Annotated in this window: 9 protein-coding genes; 4 read left to right on the top strand and 5 right to left on the bottom strand. The window is 64.0% G+C overall.

Features of this window, described 5'->3' with window-relative positions:
• Positions 1 to 149: 149 nt before the first annotated feature.
• Entirely contained in the window at positions 150 to 797 is a 648-nt protein-coding gene (locus tag F0P97_RS05070) for a TetR/AcrR family transcriptional regulator (protein WP_182285874.1), read from the bottom strand.
• 106 nt (positions 798 to 903) lie between these two features.
• Here F0P97_RS05070 and F0P97_RS05075 point away from each other — a divergent pair, with 106 nt between their 5' ends.
• The 4 genes from F0P97_RS05075 (at position 904) to F0P97_RS05090 (ending at position 7,948) form a co-directional block, all read left to right on the top strand.
• A complete protein-coding gene (locus F0P97_RS05075; protein ID WP_182285875.1) occupies positions 904 to 2,400 on the top strand; it encodes an efflux transporter outer membrane subunit in 1,497 nt (498 codons plus the stop codon).
• Between the two features lie 121 nt (positions 2,401 to 2,521).
• On the top strand, positions 2,522 to 3,694 hold the full coding sequence (locus tag F0P97_RS05080; protein ID WP_182285876.1) for an HlyD family efflux transporter periplasmic adaptor subunit: 1,173 nt from the start codon (positions 2,522 to 2,524) through the stop codon (positions 3,692 to 3,694).
• A gap of 7 nt (positions 3,695 to 3,701) precedes the next feature.
• On the top strand, positions 3,702 to 5,282 hold the full coding sequence (locus tag F0P97_RS05085) for a DHA2 family efflux MFS transporter permease subunit (RefSeq protein ID WP_054073547.1): 1,581 nt from the start codon (positions 3,702 to 3,704) through the stop codon (positions 5,280 to 5,282).
• A 182-nt stretch (positions 5,283 to 5,464) separates the two neighbouring features.
• On the top strand, positions 5,465 to 7,948 hold the full coding sequence (locus F0P97_RS05090; RefSeq protein ID WP_182285877.1) for a UvrD-helicase domain-containing protein: 2,484 nt from the start codon (positions 5,465 to 5,467) through the stop codon (positions 7,946 to 7,948).
• Between the two features lie 67 nt (positions 7,949 to 8,015).
• On the opposite strand, the gene F0P97_RS05095 is transcribed toward F0P97_RS05090, so the two are convergent.
• The 4 genes from F0P97_RS05095 to F0P97_RS05110 all read right to left on the bottom strand — a co-directional run bounded on the left by F0P97_RS05095 (position 8,016) and on the right by F0P97_RS05110 (position 12,624).
• Complete coding sequence (locus F0P97_RS05095; RefSeq protein ID WP_182285878.1) at positions 8,016 to 10,019, bottom strand: PhoX family protein; 2,004 nt, start codon at positions 10,017 to 10,019, stop codon at positions 8,016 to 8,018.
• Positions 10,020 to 10,250: 231 nt separating this feature from the next.
• Positions 10,251 to 11,081, bottom strand: coding sequence for a BPSS1780 family membrane protein (locus F0P97_RS05100; protein ID WP_182285879.1), 831 nt, complete (start codon positions 11,079 to 11,081; stop codon positions 10,251 to 10,253).
• A gap of 111 nt (positions 11,082 to 11,192) precedes the next feature.
• Positions 11,193 to 12,149, bottom strand: coding sequence for a homoserine kinase (locus tag F0P97_RS05105; protein ID WP_182285880.1), 957 nt, complete (start codon positions 12,147 to 12,149; stop codon positions 11,193 to 11,195).
• A gap of 112 nt (positions 12,150 to 12,261) precedes the next feature.
• Entirely contained in the window at positions 12,262 to 12,624 is a 363-nt protein-coding gene (locus F0P97_RS05110) for a hypothetical protein (RefSeq protein ID WP_003076753.1), read from the bottom strand.
• Positions 12,625 to 12,679 lie beyond the last annotated feature (55 nt).

The raw sequence follows: 12,679 nt of genomic DNA on the forward strand, positions 1-12,679 counted from the left end.
TTCAAGGATAGGCGCTTGGCTTGGAGCCCGGTTTTTGGCAGTGCCGGCATGCAGCAGGCAAAAAAAACCGGACCTCAAAAAACTTGGGCCCGGTGATTGATTCTATACGGCGCCGGCGCAAATCGTATGTTCCGACATCGTTATGAGGGTTATAAGGATTTTCTTATAGCGTCGCTTTTGCCCTGCATGTCACCCGGTGTGCCATAGACCCGCATGAAGGCATCCACGGCACGCTCGGTGCACAGGGCAATCTCCTGCACCGTAGGGGCGGGCAGGTGCTGGAACATGAAGCGCGGCAGCAACTCGGCCTCCAGCAGCGCCAGCAGATGATGGCGCATGACCTCGGTGTCGGCATTGCGCAGCAGCCTGCGCTCTATGCCCTGCTGCAAAAAGGCATTGATGGCGGCGTTGCCGCGCGCCGGCCCCATGTCCCAGCAGCGCTGGCCGATATTGGCGCGCCCGCCTTCGGAAACCAGCAGGCGGCGCACGGCCATCACCTCCGGCGAATACAGCAGGCCGAGGAAGCGTTGGCCGAAGTTGCACAGCGTCTGCGCGGCATCGTCATTGCCGGTCTGCAGCGCCAGCATGGTGTTCTGGAAGTCGGCTTCGGAGGCCTGGAACATCACCTCCAGAAACAGCGCTTCCTTGGACGGAAAGTAGTTGTACAGCGTGGCCTTGGAGCCGCCCAGCCGCGTGCAGATCTCGGACATGGAAGTGCGCTCGAAGCCCAGTTCGCCAAAGGTGGCTGCTGCAACATCAATGATGGCTTGCCGCTTTTCTTCCGTTTTGGTGCGCATGGGGCGAAATGTCCTGGGGCGGTTGTGATGTCTTTCAGTGTAGCGCTTGCGATCTCAAACGCTGGAAACATATACTGTACCGTACAGTTCATTATTAAAGTATTTCATGACTCAATGCATAGCCGCCGCGCCGCAGAGGACTCGGCGTGGGCGCCATGGCTGGTGGGTTCTGGGCTTGCCTGCACTACTGTCAGCCTGCGCCCAGATTCCCGAATGGGAGGGCAAGGCTGTATTGGCGCAGCTCGTGCCCGAGACTTTGCAGGCTGCAAGCCATGCTCCGCCCATGGAATGGCCCACCCAGCAATGGTGGCAGCGCTATGGCGACGCACAGCTTGATCAGCTGATCGCCCAGGCTCTGGAGGGCGCTCCCGATATGACGGCCGCTGCGGCCCGCGTGCAGCAGGCCAGGGCCATGCTGGGCGTGAGCGAGGCGGCCTCTGCGCCGGAGCTTTCCGCCCACGCCTCGGTCAGCGAGGACAAGCTCAGCTACAACCATCTGACGCCAGAGGCCTTCGCGCCGCGCGGCATGAATGACTACGGCCGCGCCACGCTGGACCTGAGCTGGTCGCTGGATCTGTGGGGAAAGCAGCGCGCCGCCGTGGCCGCCGCTGCCGGCGAGCTGGCAGCGCGCGAGGCCGATGCCGCCCAGGCGCGTCTCGTGCTGTCCAGCAATGTGGCCCTGGCCTATGCGCAGCTGCTGCGCCTGGCCGCCAATGTGCAGACGCTGGAGCAATCGGTGCAGGTGCGCCGGACCACGGCCGAGCTGTTTGAGCAGCGTTATGCCAACGGGCTGGAAAACCAGGGCAGCGTGCACAGCGCCAGGGCGCGTCTGGCAGCCACGCAGGCCGAGCTGGCACAGATGCAGGAACAGGTCGCCTTGCAGCGCAACAGCATTGCTGCGCTGATGGGCGCTGCTCCCGATCGTGGTGCGGCCATCGTGCTGGATGCTGGGCGTCTGCAATCACCGTGGCAGCAGCAATGGGCCTTGCCGCAGCAGTTGCCGGCGCATCTGCTGGGCCGTCGCCCCGATGTGGTGGCTGCCCGCCTGCAGGCACAGGCGCTGGAGTCGCGCGTGGCATCGCAGCAGGCCGAGTTCTATCCCGATGTGAATCTCAGTGCCTTTGTCGGCGTGCAGTCGCTGGGCCTGGACATGCTGACCCGAAGCGGCTCCGGCATCGCAAGCCTGGGTCCGGCCGTCAGCCTGCCGATCTTCAATGGCGGCCGCTTGCGCTCGCAACTGGGTGCCGCGCGTGCCCGTTATGACGAGGCCGTGGCCCAGTACCGCAGCACGCTCAACCGGGCCTTGCAGGAGGTGGCGGACAACGCCGTCAGCCAGCGGGCGCTGCAGCAGCAACTGAAGGCCATGCAGCAGGCCGTGACGGCCGCGACCGAGGCGCATCGCGTGGCGCGCAATCGCTACGAGGGCGGGCTGGCGCGCTATCTCGATGTGCTGTCGGCCGAAGACCAGCTGCTGGCCAGCGTGCGCCAGCTGGTCGATGTGCAGTCGCGCGCCCTGACGCTCGATATCGGTCTGCATCGCGCACTGGGCGGCGGCTGGAGTGAGTCTGCCGGTGCCCCCGATCCGGTCTCGCCAGAGGCCTGAGCCGCTTTCCTGAACTGAATGACTTATGCAAAACCGGCTCCGGCAAGAGGACAGCCTCAGACGGCAGGCCGCTATTGCATTCCTGTTTGCATAAGTCCCATGAATATCTCCAAGGTTTTGTATGACTGAAAACGCTTCTTCCGTGAGCGCGACTCCTGCTGCGCGCGAACAGCGCCGCAACCGGCTGCTGGCCGGGCTGGCAGGCGCGGTGCTGCTTGCCGGTGCGGCTGCCGGCGCCTACTGGTGGCTGCATGCCTCCCACTTCGTCTCCACCGACAACGCCTATGCGGCGGCCGAGGTGGCACAGGTCACGCCATCCATAGGCGGCACGGTGCTGGAGGTACTGGTCAGGGACACCCAGGCCGTCAAGCAAGGCGATGTGCTGGTGCGCATCGATCCCACCGACGCCAGGCTGGCACTGGCCCAGGCCGAGGCCGAGCTGGCCCGCGCCACGCGCCGCGTCAAGGGCTATGTGGCCAATGATGGCGGCCTCAAGGCCCAGGTGACGGCACGCGAGGCCGATGAAAAGCGCGCGGCCGCGCAGCTGCTGGCGGCCGAGGCCGATATGGAGCGTGCCACCATCGACCTGCAGCGCCGCCAGGCCCTGGCCAAGAGCGGTTCGGTCTCGGGCGAGGAGCTGACGCAGGCGCAGAACGCGTTTGCCGCGGCCAAGGCGCAGCTGGCATCGGCCGTGGCCGTGCAGGCCCAGGCCAGGGCCAACCGCGAAGCGGCCGTGGGTGCCAAGCAGGTCAACGCCACGCTGATCGAGGGTGCGGATGCCGAGACCAATCCCGAGGTGCAACTGGCGCAGGCGCGTCGCGATCAGGCCCAGGTCGATCTGGATCGCAGCACGGTGCGCGCTCCCGTCGATGGCGTGGTGGCCAAGCGCAGCGTGCAGATCGGGCAGCGCGTGCAGGCCGGCGCGCCCTTGATGACGGTGGTGCCGGTGCAGCAGATCTATGTGGATGCCAACTTCAAGGAAGGCCAGCTGGGCAAGGTGCGCGTGGGCCAGCGCGTGCAGCTGCAGTCCGATCTGTACGGCAGCGATGTGAAGTACAGCGGCACTGTGGTGGGCTTCAGCGGCGGCTCCGGTGCGGCGTTTGCGGCCATTCCCGCGCAAAATGCCACGGGCAACTGGATCAAGGTGGTGCAGCGCCTGCCCGTGCGCATTCAGCTCGATGCCGCCGAACTGGCCAAGAACCCGCTGCGCGTGGGCCTGTCCATGCAGGTGACGGTGGACACCCGCAGCGGCCCTGCCGACGCAGCCGGCGTGGCGACCACGGCCGCGCAGTGAGTGCCTCATGAGCGATCACAACGCAAGTGCGGCCGCAGCGGCCGATGCGCCTGCCGTGCCCATGGCCGCCGGCATGGTGCCGCTGACGGGGGGCACGCTGTGGCTGGCGGCCCTGGTGCTGGCCGCGGCCAATTTCATGGCCGTGCTGGACATGACGGTGGCCAATGTCTCCGTGCCCAGCATCGCCGGCAATCTGGGAGCGACCACCAGCCAGGGCACCTGGGTCATCACCAGCTATGCGGTGGCCGAGGCCATCACCGTGCCGCTGACCGGCTGGCTGGCGGCGCGCTTCGGCGCGGTGCGCGTGTTTGCCACGGCCATGGGCTTGTTCGGCCTGGCATCGCTGCTGTGCGGGCTGGCCAATTCGCTGGGCATGCTGGTGTTTGCGCGTATCTTGCAGGGGCTGGCCGGCGGCCCGCTGATGCCGCTGTCCCAGTCGCTGCTGCTGCGCATCTTCCCGCCGCGCATGGCGCCCGCAGCCATCGGCCTGTGGTCCATGACCACGCTTATCGCGCCTGTGCTGGGCCCCATCGTGGGCGGCTGGATCTGCGACGAATACACCTGGCACTGGATCTTTCTGATCAACATCCCGGTAGCCCTGGTCTGCGCGTTCGCGGTCTGGCATCTGGTCAGGCGCTATGAGCAGCCGCTGCTCAAGAACCCGATAGACACCGTGGGCCTGATTCTGCTCATCGTCTGGGTGGGCTCGCTGCAGCTGATGCTGGACGAAGGCAAGAACCTGGACTGGTTTGCCTCGCCCATGATCGTGGCGCTGGCTGCGGTGGCCGTGGTGGGCTTTGCGGCCTTCATGATCTGGGAGCTGCATGCCGAGCACCCGATCGTGGACCTGCGCGTCTTCAGGCACCGCGGCTTTTCCATGGCCGTGCTGACCATCAGTCTGGCGTTTGCGGCCTTCTTCGCCGTCAATGTGCTCACGCCGCTGTGGCTGCAGAGCTTCATGGGCTACACGGCCACGCTGGCGGGTCTGGTCACGGCATGGACGGGGCTGTTCGCGCTGTTCGTGGCGCCGGCCGCGGCCGGGCTGGCGGCCAGGGTGGATCCGCGCCGGCTGATCTTTGGCGGCGTGTTCTGGATGGGGGTGATCACCTGCTGGCGCGCATTTGCGACCACGGACATGGGCTATTGGGACATTGCCCTGCCGCTGATGTTCATGGGGCTGGGTCTGCCGTTCTTCTTCATTCCGACCACAGGGCTGGCGCTGGCCAGCGTGGAGCCGCAGGAGATGGACAACGCGGCCGGTCTGATGAACTTTCTGCGCACTCTGTCGGGCGCGGCAGCGGTCTCCGTGGTCAACACGGCCTGGGAGAACGGCACGACGCGCAAGCATGCGGATCTGGTGGGTTTGAGCGATGCCAGCGGCGAGGTGCTGCACGGGCTGCAGCAGTCGGGCATGAGTGCCGATGCGGCGCTGTCGGCGCTCGATCAGCTCATCACCAGCCAGAGCGTGATGCTGGCCACCAACCAGATCATGTTCATCATTGCGGGCGGCTTTGTGCTGGCGGCCTGTGCGATCTGGCTGGCACCGAGGCCGAGCCGCACGGTCGAGCCCGGTGCGGGCGGCCACTGAGTGTGAGTGCCGTGACTTGAATGAATTGATAGCTGCTTGCGCTTGATATCCATGAATTTCAGATATGAAAGTATCTGGAATCAATATTTATCAAGCGCAGGCAGCTTTTCTTTCAGGAGCATGATGCCGCGAAAGCAGCAGCAAATCGCAGGGAGTCGCCAGCATTTCTACAATGGGGGGCTATGTTCCCGATCGACCTGCTTGACTCCGCGCCAGACGGTGCAAATTCCGGCGCCAACCTCGCCTCTCACTCGCCCCTGCTGACCGGCCTCAACGATGAGCAGCTGGCCGCAGTGACCCTGCCTGCGGGCCATGCGCTGATTCTGGCGGGTGCCGGCTCGGGCAAGACGCGCGTGCTGACCACGCGCATTGCCTGGCTGCTGCAGACCGGGCAGGCCACGCCCGGCTCCATCATGGCCGTGACCTTCACCAACAAGGCTGCCAAGGAGATGCTCACGCGCCTGTCGGCCATGCTGCCCTACAACGTGCGCGGCATGTGGATAGGCACGTTTCACGGCCTGTGCAACCGTCTGCTGCGCGCCCACTATCAGGCAGCGAAGTTGCCTCAGGCGTTCCAGATTCTGGACACCCAGGATCAGCTCTCGGCCATCAAGCGCCTGTGCAAGCAGTTCAATGTCGATGACGAGCGCTTTCCGCCCAAGCAGCTGATGTACTTCATCGCGGGCTGCAAGGAAGAGGGCATGCGCCCCGGCGATGTCGTGGCCACTGATCCGGACACCCGCAAAAAGGTCGAGATCTACCAACTCTATGAAGAGCAATGCCAGCGCGAGGGTGTGGTCGATTTCGGCGAGCTGATGCTGCGCAGCTACGAGCTGCTGCGTGACGATGCCCATCTGCGCCACCATTACCAGCACCGCTTCCAGCATATCCTGGTGGACGAGTTCCAGGACACCAACAAGCTGCAGTACCAGTGGCTCAAGCAACTGGCGGGCGACGATGTGGGCGGGCGCTACGAGTCGGCTGCCAGCGTGATTGCCGTGGGCGACGACGACCAGAGCATCTATGCCTTTCGCGGCGCGCGCGTGGGCAATATGGCGGACTTCATCCGCGAGTTCGAAGTCAGGCACCAGATCAAGCTGGAGCAGAACTATCGCTCCTTCAGCAACATCCTCGATTGCGCCAACGCGCTGATCAGCCACAACAGCAACCGCCTGGGCAAGAATCTGCGCACCAGCCAGGGCCCGGGCGAGCCCGTGCGCATCTACGAAGCGCCCAGCGATCTGGCCGAGGCCGCGTGGATGGTCGACGAGATCAAGCAGCTGGTCAGAAACGACGGCTTCACGCGCCAGGAAATCGCCGTGCTCTACCGCAGCAATGCGCAAAGCCGGGTGATCGAGTCGGCGCTGTTCAATGCCGCCATTCCCTATCGCGTCTATGGCGGCCTGCGCTTTTTCGAGCGTGCCGAAATCAAGCACGCCCTGGCCTATCTGCGCCTGCTGGAGAACCCGCACGACGACACCAGTTTCCTGCGCGTGGTGAACTTCCCCGCACGCGGCATCGGCGCGCGCACGATCGAAGTCCTGCAGGACACGGCGCGCAGCAGTGGCACTTCGCTGAGCGACGCCGTCACCGCCGTGGGCGGCGCGGCCGGCACCAAGCTGCAGGGCTTTGTGGCCCAGATCGATGTGCTGCGCGAGCAGACGCAGGGGCGCACGCTGCGTGAAATCATCGAGACCGTGGAAGAGCAAAGCGGCCTGATCGAGCATTACCGCAACGAGAAAGAAGGCGCGGACCGCATCGAGAACTTGCAGGAACTGGTCACGGCTGCCGAGAGCTTTGTGACCCAGGAAGGCTTTGGCCGCGATGCCGTAGCCATGCCGCTGGACGAGCAGCAGAATGCGCCGCAGCTGAGCCAGTCGCCGGTCAGCCAGGGGCTGGACCCGAATCAGCCGCTGCTGGACGAGGCGCTCAGGGCGCCGGCCGGTACGGCGGCTTCCATGGTCAATGCCGACACCGGCGAGACGCTGTCGCCGCTGCAGGCCTTTCTCGTGCATGCGGCGCTGGAGGCGGGCGACAACCAGGCCCAGGCCGGCCAGGATGCCGTGCAGCTGATGACCGTGCACGCCTCCAAGGGCCTGGAGTTTGATGCCGTGTTCATTGGCGGCGTCGAGGAAGGCCTGTTCCCGCACGAGAACGCCATGATGGATCGTGGCGGCCTGGAGGAGGAGCGGCGCCTGGCCTATGTGGCCATCACGCGTGCGCGCAAGCGTCTGTATCTGAGCCATTCGCAGACGCGCATGCTGCACGGCCAGACGCGCTACAACGTCAAGAGCCGCTTCTTTGACGAGCTGCCTGAAGAGGCGCTCAAGTGGATCACGCCCAGGCAGAGCGGCTTTGGCAGTTTTGCGCCTTCTTCAGGCGCCGGTGGTGCCTGGGGATCAAGGGCTGGAGGTCAATACGGTTCGGGCTCGGGCTGGGGCGGCAAGCAGACCGAAGTCTTTGCCAGCCCGCCGGTGCCACAGCAAAAGGCCGAGCCTGCGCATGGCATCAAGGCCGGTATCGCGGTGTTCCACAACAAGTTCGGCGAGGGCAAGGTACTGGCGGTGGAAGGCACGGGTGACGATGCGCGCGCGCAGGTCAGCTTCGGCCGCCATGGCACCAAGTGGCTGGCGCTGGCGATTGCCAAGCTGACGATTGTGGACTGAGGCATGGCGCCTTTGCCCAGTAAAAAGCCGCCTTGTAGAAGGCGGCTTTTTTATGAGGCGTTGGCGCTTACTTGGCGCTGAGCTTCATCTGGGCGGGCGAGGCCGTGATGTAGCCCACGGCGGAGCCGAACTTGTCCTTGTAGTTGGCCTTGATCAGCGGATCCAGCTGGGTCTTGACATTGGCGTGGATGCCGCCCCAGTCGCCAGCGTGCTGGAAGTTGCTCATGATGTAGGTCCAGCCGTTGATCTCGTCCACGGCATGCAGGCCGGTGGATTCACCACCTGCGGGCACGGACAGCACGCGCGACAGCTGCTTGGTGTCCACGTTGTAGGCCCACATGAAGTTGTTGACGTGCTGGCTGCTGTCCTCGCCGATGAACAGGGTGCGCATTTTCTCCGAGAACTTGAGGTTGTCGGGGTTGGCAATCTTGTTGGGGTTGGCGGTGTTGCCCAGGGCGTCGCCCTTGAGGGTCTTGCCGTCGCTGTCCAGCAGATCCTCGCCAGCCAGCAGGGGCGCCGTGTCCACGGGCATCCATTCGCTGTTGATGGCCGTGCCGGTCGTGTCCTTCTGGCCGCCCTTGAGGTTCAGCGCCATGACCACGCCGGCGACCAGCTGCTTGGGCACGGAGACGCCGTTGCCAGGCACGTTGGCGGCATTGCCGGCCACCATGGAGGACTGCACGTTCTGCAGGGCGGAGTAGGCAATCTTGTCCTTGGCGTTGACGGTCGTGCCTTCCATCTTGGTGAAGCCCAGGCTGGCGCCCTTGAAGGCGGCATAGCGATGGGTTTCGAGGAAGGCGGCGGCCTTGTCCATGCCGGGGTTGATCTTGATCCACTCGGTCTTGCCGTTGGCCACGATCTTGGTGTAGCTGGAGTCGCTGGGGTCGGTCTTGGACACGGTCAGGATGTCCGTAGGCTTGAGCGTGTTGGCCAGGTTCTCGATCTCGGTGCTGGTGGCCGAGCCCAGCTTGATCCAGGTCAGCGGCGCGGCGCTCTTGGCAGCGGGGTCGATGGAGAAGCCGGCGCCTACCTTGGCGGCATACAGCGTGCCCGAGGACAGGTCTTTTTCCTTGTCTGCCACGAAGACGAAGTAGCCGCTGTTGGTGGCGTCGTCACCCATGAGCGCGGTGCGCTGGTCGGGCATGACCTGCACCAGCTCGTGCGAGATGCGGCCCATGCAGAAATGCTTCTTGATGGTGGCCGTGCCGTCGACGTTGACGATCACTTCGGGCATGTGGCCGTAGTGGTAGGGGTTGGCCTTGCTGGAGTCACCGTAGAGGTTCTGGCTATAGGCCTGGAACATGGTGTTGGTGCCGATGCTGAAGGCATCGGGCTCGTACTCTTCCGACGACAGATGGGTGCCCCAGGGCGAGAGGCTGGCGCCGCAGGTGATCCACAGGCCGTGGACCTTGGAGGTATCCACATTGTGGTACTTCACCAGGCTCAGCTTGCCGGTGCTCTGGTCCTGGTCCAGCGTCAGCACGGCGATGGGAGAAGGCAGCTTGCCGTACATATCGGTCGTGCCGTCCTGGGCCCAGGTGGTGTACTCGAACTGCACCACGGCAAACACGGGCTTGCCCTTGACGCCGTCCACCTTGGCATTGGGCACGGTCAGCAGCGAGGTGCCATCGGGCGAGTCGGAGAAGAAGTGACGCTCCTTGCCGGAGACGGTCTTGTCGATGATCTTGTTGTTGTAGATGTCGTAGTAGCCGCCGGCCAGCAGCTGGCCGCCCTTGCCGTCGGAGACCATGTCGCCGGTCACGAAAAAGGGCTGATAGCCCAAGTCGTAGACCTGCTCGCTCTTGTCGTCGAAAGCGACCTTGAGCTGCGAGGCCGCATACATGGTCGCCATATTGGCAGGCGTGCTCAGCGTAGGCGCGGCCATGCTGGTGAAGGTGGCGGAAACATAGTTCTTGGTGACAGGAGGCGTTGTCGGCGTTGTGTTGTCATCGTCACCACCACCACATGCGGCCAGCAGGCTGGATGCGGACACGACCGAACCCAGTGGGAGCAGAGGAGCGCCGGAAAAGAGTTGCAGGGCCTTACGACGGCTGAGCAGATTTTGTGCCATGAGAGTTTCGCAGTGTGGGGTGAAGCGCAGACTTGGGGCCGCGCTGAATTGGATGAATGCCAGGACATGAGATGCATGCCTTGGTCAGTCCTGCGAATCCTAGGAAACGAATATGACAGTGCCGTGGCGGCTTGATGACGCCGGGATGAATGATCTGCTGGCGCGGGCCTTTGTTCAGCCCATAAAAAAGCCCCGACCTGGGGCCGGGGCTGGTGCTGGGAGTGCTCGAGCTTAGGAATCCGATGATGGCGGCGCTGTGGCCGACGAGGAGTCAATCAGAGTCTGGTCGTCATCGGGCGGGCTGAAGCTGTCACGGAAGGTAAACACGATCGAGGTAAAAAAGATGGCTGCCAGCATCAGTGCCGTTGCCACCATCAGGCCACCGGCAATGCTGCCGATGAGCATGGCCAGTATGCCGGTCACGATGGCCAGGGCCATGCCTGAGACGATGAACACGCCGATCCAGCAGACACCGAAGACCAGATAGGCACCGATATTGCGAATGCAGCCGACAAAGCTGAAGAACAGCGACTTGACGGGGCTGATGCCATGCCAGTGGATGAGCGCCGGTGCATGCCAGAAGGCCAGCGACAGCGGCAGGTAGAGAAACATGCTCAGCCACATGGCCGACTGGAACTCGGGCTCTTCGGCCAGTTCGCGGGTCATGGGAGTCTGGCCCAGGTAGACGCTGGCAAACGTGCCGCCGTCGACCAGGCTGGAGGCACCGATGATGAGCAAAAAGCCTGCGGCATACAGGCCGCCCAGCATCAGCATGGAGTGCAGATGCTGGCTGCCGGAGCGAAAAGCCACCAGCAGCAGCGCAGGAGTGGGCTTGCGGCCGTGGGCGGCTTCGGATGCAGCGACCATCATGGTCAGCGAGATGCAGGGCAGCAGTGCCAGTGCAATGACGGGGCCGATCAGCGGCAGGGCCGAGATCAGAGACATGCTGGCCATGCCCAGAAAGAACAGGGCAGCCAGGGCCAGAGGCTGGCTTTTGAAGGTGCGCAGACCCTGCAGCACCCATTGCAGACCGGTGCCGGGTGGAACGATTTGAAGTTTCATGGAAGAGGCTGAAATACTTTTGCGAGAGCGTGCAAAAGTCGCTTCTTGCACTGTACCCGAGACGGCTGAGTGGGGCCATCAAAAGCCCCGGCGCAATTAGCTGCTTGGTACTCAGTCCAGCGTCAGCGGATGAGCGATGCGCTGGTTCAGCACACGCTCGAAGTGGGTGGGGTCGTGGGGCTGCAGCAGTGCGGCTTCACGCGGCAGATGGAAGTCCCAGAGGCGGGAGATCCAGAAGCGCAGGGCGCCGGCACGCAACTGGGCGTTGAGCAACTCGCGCTCGGCCCCGGTCAGCGGACGCACGGCCTGGTAGGCCGCAAGCATGGCTTTGGCGCGCTCGGCATCATGTGCACCTGTTGCGTGATCGATACACCAATCGTTGAGGCAGACCGCAAGATCGAAGAGCCAGGTGTCCACGCCTGCGAAATAGAAGTCGAAAAAGCCGGTCAGCCGGTCACCATCGAACATCACGTTGTCGCGGAACAGGTCGGCATGGATGGGGCCGCGCGGCAGGGCCGCGTAGCTGGCCGAGGCTGCGATATGGTTCTGGTAGGCCAGCTCGGCACGCAGCATGGCGGCGGTTTCCTCGCCCAGATGGGGCAGGACCACGGGCACGGTTTCATTCCACCAGGGCAGGCCGCGCAGATTGGGCTGCTGGCGGCTGTAGTCCTGACCGGCCAGATGCATGCGCGCCAGCATCTCGCCCACGGCAGCGCAGTGCACGGCAGCCGGGGTCAGCTGGCTTTTGCCGGCCAGGCGGTTGACGATGGATGCGGGCTTGCCGCACACCTTGAGCAGAATGTCGCCGCTGCGTGTCTCGCCCTGCGGGTCCGGCACCGGAATCCCGGCTTGTGCCAGATGCTTCATCAGGTAGAGGTAAAAAGGCAGCTGCTCGGCACTCAGGCGCTCGAACAGTGTCAGCACCCACTCTCCCTGGTCGGTCGTCAGAAAGTAGTTGGTGTTTTCAATGCCGCCTTGAATGCCGCGCAATTCCTTGAACGAGCCTAGGGACATGCGGCGCAGCAGCTCGCGCGCATCTTTATCGGAAACTTCGGTGAAAACAGCCATGGTGAATACGCCGGTCTGGGGCGACCGACCGAACTAGCGGGGAGAAGGTGTCTATATGCAACAGGGCAGTGAAGCACTGCCCTGTCATGAATGGGGGGAAGCGCGCCGCGCTTCAGAATTTGATGAAATTCCAGACGCGGGTGCCCGTGGTGTCGCCGCTGTTGTTGTCACGGTTGCGGGCTGCGCGGGCGCCGTCGTTGGACTGCACCTCGTACTCGGGCATGGAGCCGACCTTGGGTTGCACGGTGATGCTCTGGGTCTGACCGCCGACACGGGTTTCATCCACACGGCTGCCGGCGTCTTCCACACGGATATGTTCGATACGCTGGTTGTGCTTGCCGGTCGCCGCCGCGTTGTCCTGTTGACCCTGGGGCGCAGGAGCGACCACGGCATTGGCCGGAGCAGGAGTGGGGGACTGGGCCAGAACGGATCCGGCAGCCAGGCTCAGGATGATGAAAAGTGGTGCAGCGCGCATGATGCATAGATTGTAGGGCGACTTCGAATTGTCCCACCAGGCGCAGCCCGTCTTT

This window comes from Comamonas testosteroni (assembly GCF_014076415.1).
GTDB lineage: Bacteria > Pseudomonadota > Gammaproteobacteria > Burkholderiales > Burkholderiaceae_C > Comamonas > Comamonas testosteroni_F.